Annotated in this window: 11 protein-coding genes; 6 read left to right on the top strand and 5 right to left on the bottom strand. The window is 72.5% G+C overall.

Annotated elements, in window-relative coordinates:
- Positions 1 to 8: 8 nt before the first annotated feature.
- Both ABZ297_RS27525 and ABZ297_RS27520 read left to right on the top strand, forming a co-directional pair.
- Complete coding sequence (locus tag ABZ297_RS27525) at positions 9 to 4,610, top strand: amino acid adenylation domain-containing protein (RefSeq protein WP_355351511.1); 4,602 nt, start codon at positions 9 to 11, stop codon at positions 4,608 to 4,610.
- Between the two features lie 28 nt (positions 4,611 to 4,638).
- Positions 4,639 to 10,038: an amino acid adenylation domain-containing protein gene (locus ABZ297_RS27520; RefSeq protein WP_355351507.1), complete on the top strand. Its 5,400-nt coding sequence runs from the start codon at positions 4,639 to 4,641 to the stop codon at positions 10,036 to 10,038.
- A gap of 66 nt (positions 10,039 to 10,104) precedes the next feature.
- Here the strand turns inward: ABZ297_RS27520 and ABZ297_RS27515 are convergent, their stop codons facing one another.
- From ABZ297_RS27515 to ABZ297_RS27495, 5 genes are read right to left on the bottom strand one after another with little or no spacing between them, the layout of a single operon-like run.
- Positions 10,105 to 11,292, bottom strand: a complete 1,188-nt coding sequence (locus ABZ297_RS27515) for a 2-oxo acid dehydrogenase subunit E2 (RefSeq protein ID WP_355351505.1) — start codon at positions 11,290 to 11,292, stop codon at positions 10,105 to 10,107.
- On the bottom strand, positions 11,285 to 12,280 hold the full coding sequence (locus tag ABZ297_RS27510; RefSeq protein WP_355351503.1) for a transketolase C-terminal domain-containing protein: 996 nt from the start codon (positions 12,278 to 12,280) through the stop codon (positions 11,285 to 11,287). Before ABZ297_RS27510 ends, ABZ297_RS27515 begins: the two co-directional genes overlap by 8 nt.
- Entirely contained in the window at positions 12,277 to 13,158 is an 882-nt protein-coding gene (locus ABZ297_RS27505) for a thiamine pyrophosphate-dependent dehydrogenase E1 component subunit alpha (RefSeq protein ID WP_355351501.1), read from the bottom strand. Before ABZ297_RS27505 ends, ABZ297_RS27510 begins: the two co-directional genes overlap by 4 nt.
- Before the next feature lie 51 nt (positions 13,159 to 13,209).
- Complete coding sequence (locus ABZ297_RS27500) at positions 13,210 to 14,064, bottom strand: alpha/beta fold hydrolase (RefSeq protein WP_355351499.1); 855 nt, start codon at positions 14,062 to 14,064, stop codon at positions 13,210 to 13,212.
- A 51-nt stretch (positions 14,065 to 14,115) separates the two neighbouring features.
- A complete protein-coding gene (locus tag ABZ297_RS27495) occupies positions 14,116 to 15,258 on the bottom strand; it encodes a mandelate racemase/muconate lactonizing enzyme family protein (protein ID WP_355351497.1) in 1,143 nt (380 codons plus the stop codon).
- Positions 15,259 to 15,415: 157 nt separating this feature from the next.
- On the opposite strand from ABZ297_RS27495, the gene ABZ297_RS27490 reads away from it, so the two are divergent.
- From ABZ297_RS27490 to ABZ297_RS27475, 4 genes are all read left to right on the top strand, one after another.
- Positions 15,416 to 16,399 carry a LacI family DNA-binding transcriptional regulator gene (locus ABZ297_RS27490; protein WP_355351495.1) on the top strand — a complete coding sequence of 328 codons (984 nt, stop codon included), beginning with the start codon at positions 15,416 to 15,418 and terminating at the stop codon, positions 16,397 to 16,399.
- 115 nt (positions 16,400 to 16,514) lie between these two features.
- Complete coding sequence (locus tag ABZ297_RS27485) at positions 16,515 to 17,876, top strand: extracellular solute-binding protein (RefSeq protein WP_355351493.1); 1,362 nt, start codon at positions 16,515 to 16,517, stop codon at positions 17,874 to 17,876.
- Complete coding sequence (locus ABZ297_RS27480) at positions 17,873 to 18,826, top strand: sugar ABC transporter permease (RefSeq protein ID WP_355351491.1); 954 nt, start codon at positions 17,873 to 17,875, stop codon at positions 18,824 to 18,826. Before ABZ297_RS27485 ends, ABZ297_RS27480 begins: the two co-directional genes overlap by 4 nt.
- A complete protein-coding gene (locus tag ABZ297_RS27475) occupies positions 18,823 to 19,674 on the top strand; it encodes a carbohydrate ABC transporter permease (RefSeq protein WP_355351489.1) in 852 nt (283 codons plus the stop codon). Before ABZ297_RS27480 ends, ABZ297_RS27475 begins: the two co-directional genes overlap by 4 nt.
- The last annotated feature ends 14 nt before the right edge of the window (positions 19,675 to 19,688 follow it).

The following is a 19,688-nucleotide window of genomic DNA, read 5'->3' as shown; positions in this document are numbered from 1 at the left end:
GCGTCGCGCTGGCGCCCGCGTCCGCGCCGCTCCCCGAACACGTCGAACGGATCGCCCCCCTCCCCGAACACATCACGGGCATCGCACCGCTCCCCGAGCACATCGCGGGCATCGCACCCGTACGGGATGAGCGGGCCGTTTCCCCACAGGCGGGGACCTGGCCGGGGGAGCCGGCATGTGCTCCCGGGACGCCGGCGTACGTGATGTTCACCTCCGGGTCCACCGGCAGGCCGAAGGGGGTGGCCGTGCCTCACTCGGCGCTGGCCAACCTGCTGGCCGGAGTGGGGCACCTGCTCGGTTCGTCCCCCGAGCACGTCTGGCTGGGCAGCACGTCGCTCTCGTTCGACATCGCCGGGCTGGAGCTCTACCTGCCGCTGGTGACGGGCGGGCGGCTGGTGCTGGCCGACGACGAGACCGTCCGGGACGGGGTCGCGCTGACCAGGCTGATCTCCGAGTCGGGTGTCACCCACGTCCAGGCCACGCCGTCGGGGTGGAGCATGCTGCTGTCCGGCGGCCTCGACGCGTCCGGGCTGGTCGCCCTCGCCGGTGGCGAGGCGCTGCCGCTCACGCTGGCCAGGACGCTGCGCGGGCGGGCGGACCGGCTGCTCAACATGTACGGGCCGACCGAGACCACGATCTGGTCCACTGCCTGGGAGGTGCCCGAGTCGCCGGACCGTGTCCGCATCGGGCGGCCGATCGCCAACACCACCGTGCGCGTCCTCGACCGGTGGGGCACCCCCGCGCCGATCGGCGTGCCGGGCGAGCTGGTCATCGGCGGCGCGGGCGTCGCGCTCGGTTATCTGCGCGAGCCCGGACGGCCCATGGACCGCTTCGCCGACGGCTACCGGACCGGCGACCGGGTCCGCTGGCTGCACGACGGCACCCTGGAGTTCCTGGGACGCGGCGACGGCCAGATCAAGCTGCGCGGCCACCGCATCGAGCTGGGCGAGATCGAGGCCACCCTGGAGGACCACCCCGACGTGCGGCGGGCCGCCGTAGTCGTGCGCGGGGACGACCTGGTGGCCTACGTGGTCTCCCGTCCCGGCGCGGCCGGACCTGCGGGCCACCCCGCCGACCTGCTGGACCGGGCCGCCCGGTGGCTGCCCGCGTACATGATGCCCTCGGTCGTGGTGGCGCTGGACGCGCTGCCGCTGACCCCGAACGGCAAGGTGGACCGGCTGTCGCTGCCCGAGCCCGAACGCCCGGCGGCAGGCAGGGGAGGTCCGCCGCGCACCGCCAGGGAACGCCAGGTGGCGAAGATCTTCGCCGACGTCCTCGGGGCCGGAAGCCTCGGTGCGGACGACGACTTCTTCGCGCTCGGCGGGCACTCGCTGCTGGCCACCCAGGTCATCGCCAGGCTGGAGACCGCGGGAACGTCGGTGCCGCTGCGGACGCTCTTCAGCCATCCGACCGTGGCCGGGTTCGCCGCGACGCTGCAGGACCTGCCGGTCGCGCCCGCCCGCCCCCTGCTCCCCCGTCCCCCCGGGACGCCGCCGCCGCTCTCCCCCGCGCAGGAACGCCTGTGGTTCCTGCACCGTCTCGACCCGGACGACGCCTCGTACAACATGTACGTCGTCCGCAGGCTTCAGGGCCCGCTCGACGAGGCGGCGCTGCACCGGGCGCTGACCGCGCTGAGCGCCAGGCACGAGTCGCTGCGCACCCGCTTCCCCGAGGTGGACGGGCGGCCGGTCGGCGTCGTCGAACGTCCCGCACCCGCCGTGGTCGAGCGGCTGGACGCCCGTGACGAGGCCGAGGCGCGCGCCCTCGTCGCCGCCCGCACCAACGCGCCGCTCGACCTCGGCGCCGCGCCACCGCTGCGCATCACGCTGATACGGCTCGGCCCGGACGACCACGTGCTGTGCCTGGTGCTCCACCACATCGTCGCGGACGGCTGGTCGATCACCGTCCTCCTGGACGACCTGGCCGCCCTCTACACCTCGGCCGAACCACCGCCGCTGCCCGTCCAGCACGGGGACGTCGCCCGGTGGCAGCGGGAGCAGGACCGGAGCGCCGCGCAGGAGTACTGGCGCGCCCAGCTCGCCGACCCGCCCACGCTGGACCTGCACACCGACAGGCCACACCGCCCCGGACCGGCGCAAGGCGACTTCCACCTGCTGGACGTGCCCGCCGACCTCGCCACCGCGCTGGAGGCGACCGCGCGCAGGCAGCAGGTGACGCTGTTCATGGTGCTGCTCGCGGCGTACCAGGCCCTGCTCTCCAGGCACACCGGGCAGGACGACGTGCTCGTCGGCACGCCCACCGCCGGGCGCGACCGGGTGGAGCTGGAGCCGGTCGTCGGATACCTGAGCAACACGCTGATGCTGCGCGGCGACCTGTCGGGCGACCCGACGCTGGACGAGCTGCTCTCCAGGACGCGCCGGACCGTGCTCGACGCGATGGCGCACCAGGACGTCCCGTTCGAGCAGCTGCTGGCCGAGCTGGACGTCGAGCGGGACATCAGCAGAAAGCCGATGTTCCAGACCATGCTCACCCTGAACAGCCAGGCGACCGACGGCGGACGCGACCACCTGGGCCCGCTGCGGATGTCCTTCTTCGACGACGGCTACCGCCAGGCCAAGTTCGACCTGATCGTGGAGGCGTGGGGGTCACCCGGGCGGTTACGGGTGGCGTTCGGCTACGACGCCGGGCTGTTCGACGCCGAGACGATCGCCCGGCTGGCGGACCGGTACGCGGTCGTCCTCCGGGGCCTCTCCGACCCGGCCAACCAGCACACCCGCCTGTCGGCCCTACCGGTGCTCACCCCGTCCGACGAGGCCCTCCTCGCGACGTCCACCCACCCACCAGCCGAGCAGGAGGCCGCGGTTGAGGGGGCGTCGGAGAGGTCCGGCCATGCGGGCGGCACCGTCACGGACCTGATCGCGGAGGCGGTGGCCGCCTACCCAGGCGAGGTGGCCGTAACGTGCGGCGACCAGGCGGTGACCTACGCCGAGCTGGAACGGCGGGTATCGCGGCTGGCGGACGAGCTGGCCGGGCACGGCGCAGGCGACGGCGACATCGTCGGGCTGCGCGTCAACCGCTCGATCGACGCGATCGTGGCCATGCTGGCGATCTGGCGAGCAGGCGCCGCCTACCTGCCCCTGGACCCGTCCTACCCTTCGGAGCGGCTGCGCCTGATGGCCGCCGCCACCTCCCTCACCATCACGGACGACCTCACCATCCGCCCAGCCATCACCCAAGCCGAGACCGGCACCCGGCAGGGCACGGCGGGTGGCGGCGGGTTGGCGTATGTGATCTACACGTCGGGCTCGTCCGGCACGCCGAAGGGGGTCGCGATCGAGCACGCCGGGCTGGCCGAACGGGTCCGGTGGATGCGACGCGAGTACGGCCTGCGCCCCGGCGACCGGGTCGTCCAGCTCGCGTCCCTCAGCTTCGACACCCACGCGGAGGAGGTCTACCCGACGCTGGCGGCGGGCGCCACGGTGGTGCTGCTGCCCGACGGCGGCGCCACCCTCCCGGACCTGCTCGCCCACCAGCCCGACATCACCGTTCTCGACCTGCCGACGGCCTACTTCCACCACCTGGTCGACCTGATCGACGAGATCGCCTGGCCGGAGCGGCTCCGCCTGGTGATCCTGGGCGGCGAGCAGGTCCAGGCGTCCGCGGTGACGCGCTGGCGGGAGCGGTTCCGCGACCGGGTCCGGCTGGTCAACACGTACGGGCCCACGGAGACGACGATCATCGCCACCGCCGCCGACCTGACCGGCGACGACCCGCACCCGCCCATCGGCCGCCCGGTGGCCGCCACCACGATCCAGGTGCTGGACGCGCACGGCGCGCCCACCCCTCCCGGCGCGCCCGGCGAGCTGCACATCGGCGGCCCCGGCGTGGCGCGCGGCTACCTCGGCCTGCCGGAGCTGACCGCGCAGCGCTTCGTCACCCTCCCGACGGGCCGCCACTTCCGGACCGGTGATCGAGTCCGCCTTCGTCCCGACGGGCAGCTGGAGTTCCTCGGCCGCCTCGGCGACCAGGTGAAGGTGCGCGGCTTCCGCGTCGAGCCGGGCGAGGTCGAGCACTGCCTGCTCACCCACCCGGACGTCCGCCAAGCCGCCGTACTCGTCCGGGACGGCGACCTGGTGGCCTACGTCGTCCCTGCGGAACCGACGGGCTCACCCGCGAGCCTGGGCGAGTACGTCGCCGGGGTGCTGCCGCCGTACCTGCTTCCCACCCACTGGGTGATGCTCGACGCGCTGCCCCGCACCCCGAACGGCAAGCTCGACAAGGCGGCACTCCCCTCACCGGGGCGCGCCGTCGGCAGGGACGACACGCCGCCGCGGTCCGACGCGGAGGAACTGGTCGCCGACGTGTGGGCCGAAGTGCTCGACGCCGACAAGATCGGCGCGTTCGACGACTTCTTCGCGCTCGGCGGGCACTCCCTGCTCGCCATCAGGGTGGCCGCCCGGTTGCGCGCCATCGCGGGGGTGGACCTGCCCATCCGCACCCTGTTCGCCCGCCGCACGGTCGCCGAGCTGGCGCTCGCCGTCGAGCAGGCGCTGATGGCGGAGGTGGCGGCGCTCTCCGACGAACAGGCGCTGCTCCTGCTGGACGGGGGGCACGTGACAGACCTGAGCGAGGGCCAGGAGGGCATGTGACCGAGCTGAGCGCGGGCTGGGAGGACAGGTGACCGAGCTGAGCGAGGCCCAGCGGGCGTTGTTGACCCAGCGGCTGCGTCGCCGGAGCAGCAGGCCGACGATCCCGGCGCTGCCTCCCGGCCAGCCGCCGCCGCTGTCGTACGCGCAGGAGCGGCTGTGGTTCATGGAGCAGTACGCGCCGGGGAACGTGGCGTACACGATCCCGTTCGTGCGACGGCTGCGCGGGCCGTTCGCGGCCGGGGCGCTCGCGGGCGCGCTCAACCGGGTCGCCGCCAGGCACCAGCCGCTGCGCACCCGCTTCCCGGCAGGTGCGGACGGCCAGCCGTCCGTGCTCGTCGCGGACGAGGTCACGGTCCCTCTCACCACCGCCGAGGCGGAGACGGCGGAGGCGGCCCGCGCGCTGGTCGACCCGTTCCTGGCCGAGCCGTTCGACCTGGCGTCGGGGCCGGTCATCAGGGCCCTGCTGGTGCGGCTGGCGGCCGACGACCACGTTCTGGCCATCGCCGTGCACCACATCGCGGCGGACGGCTGGTCCGCGAACGTGCTGCTGCGAGAGGTGCTGGCGTTCTGCACCGAGGAGACCGGGGAGCCGGTGCCCGAGTTGCCCGTGACGTACGGGGACTTCGCCGCCTGGCAGCGTGACCGGCCGGGCGTCGACGGGGACGTGGCGTACTGGCGGGAGCGACTGGCCGGGTTGCAGCCGCTGGAGTTGCCCACCGACGCGCCGCGTCCACCGGAGCTGACCTACGCGGGCGCGGCACACGCCTTCTCCATCGCCCCCGCGCTGGTCGAGCGGCTCGACCGGCTCGGACGGGAGCACGGCGCGACACCGTACATGGTGCTGCTGGCGGCCTTCGCGGTGCTGCTCGGGCGCTACGCGGGCCAGGACGACGTCGCGGTGGGCTCTCCGGTGGCCGGACGGTCGCTGCCCGAGCTGGACAACCTGGTCGGGTGCTTCGTCAACATGCTGGCGATGCGGGTGGACCTGTCCGGCGACCCGTCGTTCGCGGAGTTGCTGTGCCGGGTGCGCGACACGGCCATGGACGGTTACGCGCATCAGGAGCTGCCGTTCGAGCGGCTGGTGTCGGAGCTGAACGTGCCGCGGGAGGTGTCGCGGTCGCCGCTGTTCCAGGTGCTGTTCGCGATGCAGAACTACGGCGGTGAGCCCGCGCGGGCGGCGCTGACGGTGGAGGGGTTCGAGCTGGGGGTCTGGGCCACCCGCTTCGACCTGGAGCTCTACACCGAAGGCGACGGGTCGTTCCTGTTCGTCTACAACACGGCGCTGTTCTCCGCCGCGCGGATCGAGCGCATGGCTGGTCATCTGGGGACGCTGCTGGAGGGCATGGCGGCGAACCCGTCGGCACCGGTGTCCGCCCTCGACCTGCTGACGCCGTCCGAGCGGGCCGACCGGCGACGCTGGAACGACACCGCCACCGACCTGGGCATCCCCGGCCTGCTGCACGACCAGCTCTGGACACCGAACGCGGCCGGCGCGGGTGCGGTCGCGGTGGTTCATCCTGGTGGCACGATCAGCTATGCGGAGCTGGGTCGGCGGGCCCGGGGGTTGGCGGCCGAGTTGGTGGCGGCCGGGGTGGGTCGTGGGGAGCTGGTCGCGGTCGTGATGGAGCGGGGGTGGGAGCAGGTCGTCGCGGTGCTGGGGATCAACATGGCCGGCGCCGCCTACCTGCCGATCGACGCCGACCTGCCCGACCAGCGGCGCTTCGAGCTGATCGAACGCGGCGAGTGCGCGGTCGCGGTCACGCAGCCCTGGCCGGCCCTGGCCTGGCCGGACGACGTGACACGGCTGACGATCGAAGCGCCCGACGCGCCGGAGCTTCCAACCGTTGCCGCGCACGACGTACCAGACGTGCCCACCACCGACCCCCCGGCGGGGCCCGATGACCTGGCTTACGTGATCTTCACGTCGGGCTCCACCGGCACCCCCAAAGGGGTGATGATCGAGCATCGGGCCGCCCTGAACACCGTGCGGGACCTCAACCAGCGCTTCCAGGTCGGCCCCGCGGACCGGTTCCTCGCCCTGTCCGCCCTCAGCTTCGACCTGTCCGTGTACGACGTCTACGGCGCGCTCGCCGTGGGAGCCACGCTCGTCGTCGGCGAGCCCGCGGGCGACAAGGACCCCGCCGCCTGGGCCCGCCTGGTCGGCGAGGAGCGCGTCACGGTGTGGAACTCAGTCCCGGCTCTGATGGAGCTGCTGGTGGACCACGCCGAGCACGAGGGCGCCGATCTGAGCTCGCTGCGCCTGGTCCTGTTGTCGGGCGACTGGATCCCGCTCACCCTCCCCGACCGCATCCGCGCCCTGGCCCCCGGCGCCGAGGTCATCAGCCTGGGCGGAGCCACCGAGGGCTCGATCTGGTCCATCTCGTACCCGATCGGCGAGGTGGACCCGTCCTGGACGTCCATCCCGTACGGACGCCCGCTGGCCAACCAGACCTTCCACGTCCTGGACCGCGCCCTGTGCGACGTCCCGGTCGGCGTGCCCGGCGAGCTGTACATCGGCGGCGCGGGCGTCGCCACCGGCTACTGGCGGGACCCGGAGCGGACGGCCGCCGCCTTCGTCGTCCGCCCGAGCACCGGCGAGCGCCTCTACCGCACGGGCGACCTCGGCCGGTACACCTCTGACGGCGTCATCGAATTCCTCGGACGGGCCGACACCCAGGTCAAGATCCGCGGCTTCCGGATCGAGCTGGGCGAGATCGAGACCCACCTCTCCCGCCACCCCGACGTGGCCGAGTGCGTGGTGGCCACCCACGGCTCCGGCAACCAGGCGCAGCTCGTGGCCTACGTGGTCGCGCCTGATCCGGACCAGGTGCCGGACCCGGTGCGGCTGCGCGCCCACCTCGCCGAGTCGCTCCCGGCGTACATGATCCCGACCCGGTTCGTCGCTCTGCCCCGGCTGCCGCTGACCGGCAACGGCAAGGTGGACCGCCGCCGGCTCCCCGCCCCCTCCGCGGCGCCCGAGCCCGGCGCCGAGCGCACCCCGCCTGCCACCGAGGCCGAGCGCGTGGTCAGCGCCGTCTGGGCGGACGTGCTCGACGGCGCCGGCTTCGGGATCGACGACGACTTCTTCGACGTCGGCGGGCACTCGCTGCTCGCGATCAAGGTGGTGGCCAGGTTGCGCAGGGAGCTGCCGCCGGGGTCCGCGCCGATCGCGGTGGTCGACCTGTTCAAGCACCCGACGATCCGCGAGCTGGCAGCGCTGGTCGACGGCACCGCCACCGCGTCCCGCGGGCTGCTGCACGAGCTGACGCCGCGCCGTGCCCGTCCCGCCGAGCTCACGTACGTGTGCGTCCCGTACGGCGGGGGCTCGGCGGTGGTGTACCAGCCGCTGGCCGACCGGCTGCCCGAGACGCATGCGCTCTGGTCGGTGGCCATTCCCGGGCACGACGTCGGGATGGACGAGGACCGCCTGCCCCTGGACGAGGTGGCCGCCCGGTGCGTCGCCGAGATCCAGGAGAAGGTGCGGGGGCCGGTCGCGCTGTACGGGCACTGCGGGGTCGGCTCGGCGCTGACCGTGGAGATCGCCCGGCGGCTGGAGGAGGCGGGACGGGACCTCGAAGCCGTCTACATCGGGGCGATCTTCCCGTTCGCCCGGCCGGGCAACAGGGCGCTGGCGGCGCTGTCCAGGCTGGCCAGGCGCGAGTTCCTGAGAAGCGACCGCAGCTACGCCAACTGGCTGACGTCGATGGGGCTCGACATGAGCGACCTCGACCCCGGGCAGGCCCGGCACATCATCAGGAACATGCGCAGGGACAGCGAGGCCGCCGAGGAGTACTTCACCGGGCTGTTCGAGAGCTCCGTCGCGCCGCTGCGCGCGCCGATCATCAGCGTGGCGGGCGAGCACGATCCCGCGACCGAGTTCTTCGAGGAGCGCTACCGGGAGTGGCACTTCCTCAGCCCCAGGGCCGCGGTAGTCGAACTGGACGAAGCCGGGCACTTCTTCCTGAAGTACCGGGCGGAGGAGCTGGCCGAGATCGTCACCAGAACGCACCTCTCCCTCGACGCGGACACGGCGGTCGGGGGGACGAGCTGGCGCCTGAGAGAGGTGTCCCGCTCCGATGAGGGGCGGCAGGCTCGGGTCGTGGGGGCGGGGCCGAGCATGCGGCGGTTCGTGGCCGTGGCGAGCGGCCAGCTCGTGTCGATCACAGGTTCGGCGCTGACCGAGTTCGCCATCCCGATCTGGATCTACCTCGCCACGGGGTCGCTCGCCCAGTTCGCCCTGCTCGCCGTCGTCGGGCTGGTGCCGGGCATGCTGGCCGCGCCGCTGGCGGGAGCCGTGGTCGACCGGAGCGACCGGCGTACCGTCATGCTCGCCGGCGACTACGCCGCCCTGGGCACGCAGCTCCTGCTCGGCGTGCTGCTGTGGACGCACAACCTGCAGACCTGGCACATCTACCCGCTGCTGGCCCTGCTGTCCGTCGCGCTCACCTTCCAGCGGCTCGCGTACGGTTCGGCGGTGCCGCAGCTCGTCCCCAAGCGGTACCTCGGTCACGCCAACGGCGTCGTGCAGATGGCCGGAGGGATGACGCAGTTGCTCGTCCCGCTGGCGGCCGTCGGGCTGATGGCCGTCATCGGGCTGGAGGGCATCCTGGTGCTGGACGTCGCCAGCTACGTGTTCGCGATCGCGGTCACGTCGCTGGTGCGGTTCCCGGCGGCCATGGCGTGGCGGCGCAAGGAACCGGTCCTGGCGGAGATGGCCGCCGGGTTCCGGTACTCGTGGGGCGACCTCGGCTTCCGGCGGATGCTGCTGTTCTTCGCGGTCCTGAACGTGTTCCTGTCGCCGCTGTTCCTGCTGATCTCGCCGCTCGTGCTCTCCTTCGCCACGCTCCCGGACGTCGGACGGATCTCGTTCCTGTCGGGCCTCGGCGTGCTGCTCGGCGGCCTGGCCATGACGGTCTGGGGCGGCCCCGCCAGGAGCCGGATGCGGGCGGTGCTCTGGTGCACGCTCGCGCTGGCCGCCTTCTGCCTGGTCACCGGGGTGCGCGCGGACCTGGTCACGATCGGGATCGGCGCCTTCGGGATGTCGCTCTGGCTGACCCTGCTCAACGGCGTCTACGCCACGATCGTGCAGGTCAAGGTGCCGCAGCGGTTCCACGGGCGGGTGTTCGCGCTGAACACGCTGATCGCCTGGTCGACGCTGCCGCTCGGGTTCGGGCTGGTGGCGCCGTACGGGGCGGCGGTCTTCGACCCGCTGCTCGCGCCGGACGGCCCGCTCGCGCCGACCGTGGGCGCGCTGATCGGCACCGGCGCCGGGCGCGGCGTCGGGCTGATGTACCTGCTGTTCGCGGTGGCGATGACGGTGCTGGCGCTGGTCGCGCTCCGGTCGCGGCTGTCGTCCCTGGTGGACGGCGGCGCCGACGCCGCCCCCGACGACCTCGTCGGCCTCCAGGCCCTCGGCCGGCGACTCTGACCGCCCGCCTACGAGAGCCCGGACGAACGACCAGAGCCGGGACGGACGGCCAGGACCCGGACGGGCCTACGGGAGCTCGGACGGCGACTCCAGGGACTCCTTCAGCGCCTGGAGGAACAGGACGGCGTCCCTGCCGTTGATCAGCCGGTGGTCGTAGGCGACCCCGACGACCGCCACCGTGCGCTCGCCGTCCGGCTGCGGCGAGGTGAGCGCGACCGCGCACGCCTGGCCGGGGAAGACGATCGGGACGGCCATCACGATGTCGGCGTCGTGGTGCAGAGTGACGACGATGTTGCCGCCCGCCAGCTGCTCCTCCCTGAAGCCGCCGTGCTGGGCGAGTTTGCGGAACTCGGCGAGCTGTCCGGCGATCTCCGGCACGCTCCTGTCGCGGGCGTCGCGGATGACCGGGACGTACAGCCCGGTGCCGAGGTCGATCGTGACGCCGACGTGCGGGCTGTCGGGGACGGCGGCGGTCCTGTCGTCCACGAGCCGGGCGAAGAACAGCGGGAAGCTCTCGTGCAGCCCGGCGACGGCGGCGATGAGCAGGTCGGGCAGGCCCACGAGCTTGCGCACCCGCCTGGTCAGGTCCCGTGCCGTCGCCATGGCGGGGCCGACGTCCACCTTGATAGCGGTGTATCCGGCGGGGATCGTCTGGTGGGACAGCGTCACCGTCCTGCCGACGGCCCGCTGCACGCTGCCCAGCGGGTGCGCCCTCTCACCGGCAGCGGGGCCGACCGGGCTGGATGCGGGGCTGTTCGGAGCGGGTTGGGCGAGCCTCAGGACGTCGGCGCGCCTCACCACCTTCACGCCGAGGGCGCGCACCCGTGCGGGATCGACGCCCAGCTCGTCGATGAGCGCCTGGGCGGGAGCGGTGATCAGCGGCCCGCCCTCCCGGCCCCGTGCGTGGCCGTGCGCCGCGGGCGCGCCCGGCGCACGGGAGTCGGCCGCCGCGGGCGCATCCAGCGCGAGGGAGTCGGCCGCCGCGGGCGGGTCCGGTGCGAGGGCGTTCCTGGGCTCGGGGCGGGGGCCGACGCGGGCGATCAGCTCGCCCGGCACGCACTCGGCGCCCACCGGCAGCAGGTGCGTCAGCACGCCGTCGTGCTCGCTGACCAGCTCCTCCACCGCCTTGGACGTCTCCAGCGACGCCACCACGTCGTCCCGGCGCACCCGCGCGCCGTCCGCCGCCAGCCATTCGATCAGCGTGTACGCCGCGTCGTTGTTGTTCAGCTTCGGCACCCGGATCTCGTCAGCCATCGAGGCCCTCCAGTACGGCCCGGCAGATCGTGCTGTCCTGCACCAGCACGTCGCGCTCCAGGTGGGCGGCCGTCGGGATCACGCTGTCGGCCGCGCTGACCAGCTTGACCGGCCGCTGGAGCGTCCCCCACAGGCGGGTGTGCAGGTCGGCGGCGACGTGGGAGCCCCAGGTGCCGCCCGCGCTGCCGTCCTCCGCCACGCAGACCAGGGGAGCCTGCCCGAGCGCGGGCAGCAGCGCGGCCGGGTCGAACGGGTACAGCCGCGACGGCACCAGCAGCTCGCCCGCCAGGTCGTGGTCGAGCAGCAGCGTCCGCATGGCGGCGATCGCGCGGTGCGCCAGCCCACCGGGGACGACCAGCGTGTAGTCCGGCCCTTCCGCCCCGTCGAGGCGCACCACGGCGACGTCGTCGACGAGCTGCCAGGTGAACAGGTCGTCAACCTCGCCGGGGCGGTACATCTGGCGCGTGTAGAGGACCTTGTCCTCGAAGAGCAGGCACGGCTCGCCGAGCGCCAGCATGCGGTCGAGGACGGCGCGGTTGTCGTGGAACGGCGACATCTCGAACAGCGACAGTCCGGGGACGCCGATGAAGTGCTTCTGCAGGTTCTGGCTGTGCGTCGGGCCATAGCCCCGGTTGCCGCCCGACGGGCAGCGGATCACCAGCGGCATCGGCACCCGGGTGCCGTACATGGACACGGACTTGCTGGCGAAGTTCACGATCTGGTCGAAGGCGAGCGCGGCGAAGTCGCCGAACATGATCTCGACGATCGCCTTATCGCCTGCCAGCGCGAGCCCCGAGGCGGCGCCGACGATGGCGCCCTCGCTCAGCGGGGTGGTGAGGACGCGGTCGGGGAAGCGGGTGGACAGCCCCTTGGTGATCTTGAAGGCGCCGCCGTACGGGTCGAGAAGGTCCTCGCCGAGGACGTACACCTCCTGGTCGTCTTCCAGGAGGCCGTGCAGCGCCCGGTTGAGGTTCTCGGCCACCCTCATGCGGCCGTCCAGACCGCTGGGGGACGGGCGGCCACCTCGTCGGCGATCCGGTCGACGCGGGCGCGGGCCTCCGCCTCCAGCCGGGCCGACTGCTCGGGGTGTTCGGCCTGGTAGGAGGCGTACCAGTCGGGGCGGGGGAGGTCGGGGGGCCGCGTGTCGTCGCCCTTGCTGTGGGGGCCGAGCCGGTGGGTGGCGAACTCGGCGACCAGCGGCGACGACTCGGCGCGGGTCCGCTCGACCAGCGGCGCCAGCTCGGCCCGAATACGCGAAATCTCGGACGTGTCCAGCCGGTGGTGCCGGATGCCGAACGCCCGCGCCCGGCCCTCGATCGTCCCCGCCATCTGCAGCTCGGTCGGCGTGGACTGGGCGATGCCGTTGTGCTCGACCACCACCAGCAGCGGCAGTCGCCAGAGCTGCGCCAGGTTGAGCGCCTCGTACACCGCGCCCTCGCCCCACGTCCCGTCGCCGACGTAGACGCAGGCCAGCGCGCCCGGCTCGCGCCTCTTGAGGCGTAACGCGACCCCGGCCGCCACCGGCAGGCTCTGCCCCTGCACCCCGGTCGACAGGTAGCGCTCGCGCCGCAGGTGCTGGCTGCCGCCGACGCCGTCGCAGACCGCGCCCTTCCTGCCCATGATCTCGGCGAGCAGCCCTTCGGGGTCCTCGAAGCGGGCCAGGTAGTGGCCGTGGCCCCGATGGTTGCTGAACACCCAGTCGTCGTCGCGCAGCAGCGGGCGCAGGGAGACGGGGACGTACTCCTGCCCGAGGCAGGTGTGGGTGGTGCCGTTGAGCTCGCCCCGCTCGAAGAGCGCGAGGAGCTTCCGCTCGAAGAATCGGATCAGCAGCAGCAGCGCCAAGTCCTCGTCAGGCAGTCTGTCCATTGGCCTCTCGAGCCCCAGGAAAACCTCCTGAAAGGCTACACAAGCCACACATCACCCGTCCACCTTCCGCATGTGCCTGTTCAGGAAGTCCAGGACTGTGCGGGCGAGGGCTACGCGGTGGTCGGACAGGGCGTGGTCGGCCGGGAAGACGTGCTGTTCGAGCAGCGGGACGGGATGCGCCCGGTAGGCGTCGACGACGGGCTGGTGGTGCACGGGCGCCGGGGTGACGTCGTCGCGGCCGGTGCCGACCAGCAGCACCGGACGGTCGGCGAGCCGAGGCGCGAGCCCCGCCAGCCGCCACGCCTCCCCGCCCGCCTCCATCTCGGCGACGAGCAGCTCGCCGCTGGTGCCGCGGAGCGGGAGCAACTCGTCCTGGAACGCCTCGACGTAGGACGCGCGCACGTCCGGGTCCGCCCGGCAGATGGCCGCGACGGCCCCGAAGTCGAACCCGGCCACGGAGGCGACGGCGACGATCGACGGGTCGGCGGCGGCGGTCATGAGCGCGGCGAACCCGCCGAGGCTGTGCCCGACGACGGCCACCCGGCTCGGGTCCAGCCGGTGGGCCGCCACGAACCCCTGCCTCCGCACGGCGGCCACGACGGCGGCGGCGTCCTCCAGGACGTGGCCCCACGACCACGAGCCCTCGACTCCCCACGAGCCGCGGTAGTGGAACACCAGTGCCGCGTACCCGGCACGGCGCAGCGCCTGCGCCAGGTCGAAGTTGCGCTCGTTGCCGGGGAAGCCGTGCAGCAGCACGACGACCGGGTGCGGCCCCGGGCCCGCCGGGACGTGCAGGACACCGAGGAGCGTCGCGCCGCCGCTGTGGAAGGTGACCGCCGGCGTCCTCGCCGGCGGGATCGCGTCGCTGGACGGGTCGGTGACGAGGGGATCCGCCTCTGCGTTCACGGCATCTCCGAAGGTCGAGCCGAGGAGTACGACGCGAGGCTAGCAGGATGATCACCAGTTGGTGAACGCGCCGTCCCTGGTGCGCAGGTGCGGGCGCTCCGCGGCGGTGGCCTGGTAACGCCTGGCCGCGGCGCGGTCGAGGTCCACGCCGAGCCCCGGCGCCTCGGACGGTTCCACGCGGCCGGCCCTGATCGTGGGACGGGCGGTGAACAGCGCGTCGATCTCGGGGTCCGGCTGGGCCTGGTGCTCCTGGACGGCGACGTTGGGGGTGGCGAGGTTGAGATGGAGCGAGGAGGCGGCGGTCACGGGACCGAGCGGGTTGTGGGTGGCGAGCTTGATGTAGTGGCTTTCGCACATCGCCGCGATCTTCCTGGCCTCGGTAAGGCCCGCCGCCACGCCGACGTCCACGCGGGCGTAGTCGATCAGGTCGGTCTCGACCAGGCGCTGGAACTCCCACTTCGAGCCGAACTGCTCCCCCGCGGCCAGCGGCACCGCCGTGCGGGCCCTGAGCATGCGGTAGCTGTCGGGCCCCTCGCTGCGCAGCGGGTCCTCCACGAAGTACGGCCGGGCGGCCTCGATCTCCCTGCACAGGGTGACCGCCTCCGGCGGGTCGAGCCTGGTGTGCACGTCGAGGATGAGCTCCACCTCCTCGCCCACGGCCTCCCGCACCTGGTGGAACAGCTCGATCCCGGCGCGCATCGAGGCCCGCTGGTCCAGCACCCCGTCGGGGGCGTGCGGCACGGCGAAGCGCAGGTGCCGCCAGCCGTCGGCGGCCAGCGCGCGGGCCCTGCCCAGGAAGCCCTCGACGTCGTGGTAGTCGTCGCCGAGGTGGACGTACGCCTCCACGTGGTCGCGGACGCGTCCGCCGAAGAGCTCGTAGACCGGCACGCCGAGGGTCTTGCCGCGGATGTCCCACAGGGCCACGTCCACGGCGGCGATCGCGGCCGACAAGAACCGGTCGGCGGGGAAGAAGCCGCGGCGGAACATCACCTGCCACAGGTGCTCGATCCGCGCCGGGTCCTCGCCGATGAGGAGTTCGCCCAGGTGCTCGATGCCGCCTGCCACGGCCTTCTGCCTGGACCTGATGCCCACCTCGCCGATGCCGTGCACCCCCTCGTCGGTGTCGATGACCAGCAGCATCATGCTGTCGCCGTGGTCGGGCAGGGTGAGCAGTTCCCATCCGGTGATCTTCACGCGGCTCCCTCATGAAAACGATCCCGCAATTCTCGAAAACGCATCATGACACGGCTCGCCCACTTCGACCAGATCCCGATTTACATTGATGAAACACCCTTGACGCTTTCGGGAACGTTTGCAACGATCCTCCGTACCAGCGACACAGGAGGCCCGGGTGGCGGTAACGATCAGGCAGGTGGCGAGCGCGGCGGGTGTCTCCGTCTCCACGGTCTCCCGCGCGTTCACCGCACCCGACCAGGTGCAGCCTCAGACCCTGCAGAAGGTCAGGGAGGCGGCGGCCAAGCTCGGCTACGCGCCCAATCCGGCCGCCCGCTCGCTGCGCGGCGGCAGGACCGGGTCGCTCGGCCTGATCATCCCCGACATCGCGAACCCGTTCTTCCCGCCGATCTTCAAGGCGATGCAGGCACGCGCCCGGCGGCTCGGCTACACCGTGCTGGCCGCCGACACCGACGAGCGCGAGTTCGACGAGCTCGAGACCATCGCCGCGGTGTCCAAGCAGGTCGACGGGCTGATCCTGTGGGCGTCCACGCTGCAGGAGGAGCGGTTGCGCGAGCTCGCGGCCGAGATGCCGATCGTCCTGGTCAACCGGCACGTCGAGGGCATCGCGCAGCTGCGGATCTCGCTGTCGGACGGCATCGCGCAGGCGGCCGAACACCTGAAGGCCTACGGGCACGCCCGGTGCGTGTTCGTCAACGGCTCGCGCGCCGACATGGGCCGCGCCAAGTCCATCAAGGCGACGTTCGACTCCCATGACCTGTCGCTGACCGAGCTCGGCCCGTACGAGCCCCGCTTCGAGACCGGCGTGCACGCGGCGACCCTGGTGGCCGCCGGCGAGGCGACGGCGGTGCTCGCGCACAACGACCTCGTCGCGCTCGGCGTGCTGCACCAGCTCGCCAAGCTCGGCATCGGCGTGCCCGACCAGGTGAGCGTGATCGGCATAGACGACACGCTGCTGGCCGCCACGTCCACCCCGTCACTCACCACGATCAGGATCTCGGCCGACGAGGTCGCGACCCTGGCCACCGACCTGCTCATCGACACGATCACCGGCAAGGACGCCGGCCAGAGCGGAGGCCGGATCGTCGAGATCGGCTCGCGCCTGATCCCCCGGGCCTCCACCGCCCAAGCCCGCGCCTGACGGCACCAACCCCCTTCTCCGGCCCCCTTCTCCGGCCCCTCTCTCCGGCCCCCTCCCCGGCACGGCCGCGCCGTGCCGCCATCTCGACGTGCGCATCTCCACCACGGGAGTCACCATGAAGCACACCGCCGCCCTGCTCGGCTGCGCCGTTCTCGCCTCGGCGCTGGCCGCCTGCGGATCCCCCTCCTCCGGCGAGCCCGCCGCGGTCGTGCTCCGGGTCCAGGGCATGCCTCCCGCGACCGACAAGCCGGGGCTCGACCAGTTCAAGGCGATGGTCGCGGAGTTCGAGAAGCAGAACCCCGGCATCAGGGTGCAGGGCTCCACCACCGTCTTCGACCCGCTGACGTTCTCGGCCAAGCTGGCCGGCGGCCGGATCGAGGAAGTGATCAAGGTTCCGCTGACGGAGCCGCAGGGCCTCATCGCCCGCAAGCAGGTCCAGCCCCTCACCAAGGAACTGGCCAAGTGGGCGCACTACAAGGAGTTCAACCCGCAGGTGCTGCAGCCGCTCAGCGACGCGGCCGGCGAGGTGTACGGCGTGCCGCAGGCGCCCTTCGCCCAGGGGCTGGTGTACAACCGCGCCCTGTTCGCCAAGGCCGGCCTCGACCCGGCCAAGCCGCCCAAGACGTGGGACGAGGTGCGCGCCGCCGCCAAGGCGATCTCCGCGAAGACCGGCAAGGCGGGCTTCGTGCACGAGTCCAAGAGCAACCAGGGCGGCTGGCAGCTCACCATGCTCGCCTACACGCACGGCGGCGAGATCGAGCGGCAGGAGGGCGGCCGGTACGTCGCCGCCTTCAACTCCGACCCGGTGAAGAAGGCGCTCGGCCTGCTCAAGGAGATGCGCTGGACGGACGGCTCAATGGGTGACGCCCAGCTCAACGACCAGAACGACGTGATCAAACGGTTCGCCGCCGGAGAGATCGGGATGTACATGGGCACGCCCGGCACCTACCGGCTGGCCAAGATGACGTACGGGATGGAGGACACCGACGCGTTCGGCATCGGCCCGCTCCCCCAGGCGGGCGGGAACGCCACGCTCACCGGCGGCGACGTGTACCTGGTCCCCAAGTCGGTGCCGGCGGACAAGGCCGCCGCCGCGGTGAAGTGGCTGCTGTTCGCCTACGCCCAGCCGCAGTACGACCCGCAGGCGGCGGCCGCGCGCGCCAAGCAGCTCGCCGCGGACCCGAAGTCGGCGGTGGGAGTGCCGACGCTGCCCATGTTCGACGCCGCGCAGCAGGCCGAGATCGACGAGGCCGTCCGCCCCTACGTGAACGTGCAGCTCGAGCACTTCAGGCCGTGGCTGGACGGGACCCCGGCGCTCACCCTGCGTCCCGAGCCGCCCGTGCTGGCCCAGCAGGTGTACACGGTGCTCGACACGGTGGTGCAGGCGGTGCTGACGAACCGGGACGCGTCCGTGGACGACCTGCTGGCCAAGGCCGAGGCCGACGTCAACGCCAAGCTCGCGGCGAGCCGGCAGTGAGCGTGGCCGCTCCCCGCACCATGGCGCCGGGCCCGCCCGCCGGACAGGTCCCGGCGAGCGGCAGGACGCAGGGGCGGCGGGCCAGGCTCGGCCGCAACACGCTGACGGCGCTGGTGTTCCTCGTCCCCGCGCTCGTCACCTTCGGGATGTTCTCCTGGTGGCCGATCGTCAGGGGGCTGCTGATCAGCTTCCAGCGGACGAACCTGGTCGACCCCGCCACCTGGGTCGGGCTGGACAACTTCGCGGCGCTGTTCGCCGACCCGCTGCTGGGCACGTCCGTCGCCAACACGCTGCTGTTCGTCGGGCTGGCGCTGCTGATCGGGTTCCCCGCGCCGCTGCTGCTCGCCACCGTGATGTCCACCGTGCGCAGGGGCGCGGGACTGTACCGGTTCCTCGTCTACGTTCCCGTGGTGATCCCGCCGGTGGTGGCGATCCTGCTGTGGAAGTGGTTCTACGACCCGGGGCACGGCCTGTTCAACGAGCTGCTCGGCCTCGCCGGGCTCGGCCCGTACCCGTGGCTGGACTCGCCGGGCAGCGCGATGGTCAGCCTCGTCCTGCAGTCGACCTGGGCGGGCATGGGCGGCGCCGTGCTGATCTACCTCGCCGCGATCGTGGGCGTCCCGGCCGAGCTGTACGAGGCGGCGCAGATGGACGGCGCCTCGATCTGGACCCGCGTCTGGCACATCACCCTGCCGCAGCTGCGCCCGGTGATCGGCCTGCTGCTGCTCATGCAGCTCATCACCACCATGCAGGTGTTCACCGAGCCGTACGTCTTCACCGGCGGCGGCCCTGACAACGCCACGCTCACGGTGCTGCTGCTGATCTTCCGCTACGCCTTCCAGGACGGCGACTACGGCCGGGCGGCGGCGCTGTCGTTCCTGCTGGCGATCGTGCTGGGCCTGCTGTCCGCCGCGTACCTGCGGGCCACCAGGAGTTGGAGCGCCTCATGAGCCTGATCTCGCACGTCGAGGAGCGCCGGCCGGCCGTGCGGGCGGGCCTGCGCGCCGTCCAGGCGCTCACCCTCGCCTTCCTGGTCCTGATCGGCCTCGGCCCGCTCTACATGACGGTCAAGGGCGCGATGTCGCCGGGCACGGACCTGATCGCCAGGCCGCTCGCGCTCTGGCCGGCCGACCCGCGCCCGGAGAACTTCGCCACCGCCTGGGCCGACCTCGGCGTCGGGCACTACCTCCTCAACACCGTGCAGGTGGTGGGCGGCTCGTGGGCGGTGCAGCTGTTCGTGGCGGTCACCGCGGGTTTCGCCCTGTCGGTGCTGCGCCCCCGGTTCGGCAGGTACGTCTACGGCGCGATCCTGGCCACCATGTTCGTCCCCTACACGGTCTCGATGACCAGCCTCTTCCTCACGGTCATCGACCTGGGCCTGGTCGACTCGTACTGGTCGATCTGGCTGCCGTCCGGGGCGCACGCGTTCAACGTCCTGCTGGCCAGGCGGTTCTTCGACGCGCTGCCGCCCGAGCTGTTCGCCGCCGCCAGAGTGGACGGCGCCGGCACCTGGCAGCTGCTGACCAGGATCGTGCTGCCGATGAGCCGGCCGATCCTGGCCGTCATCAGCCTGCTGGCCGTCATGCACAGCTGGAAGGACTTCATCTGGCCGCTGGTGGCCATCACCGACCCGGGCAAGCAGCCGATCAGCGTCGCCCTGGCCAACCTGGCGGAGCAGGCGCCGCAGGACGAGCTGATCGCCGCCATGGCGATGGCGCTCGCCCCGCCCGTGCTGGTGTTCCTCGTCTTCCAGAAGCACATCGTCGCCGGGCTCGGTTTCACCGGCGTCAAAGGCTGAACGAAAGGCACCCC

The sequence above is a fragment of the Nonomuraea sp. NPDC005983 genome, assembly GCF_040614375.1.
GTDB lineage: Bacteria > Actinomycetota > Actinomycetes > Streptosporangiales > Streptosporangiaceae > Nonomuraea.
The sequence above is the reverse complement of the archived record's forward strand: the minus strand, read 5'-3'. Positions and strand labels throughout refer to the sequence as shown.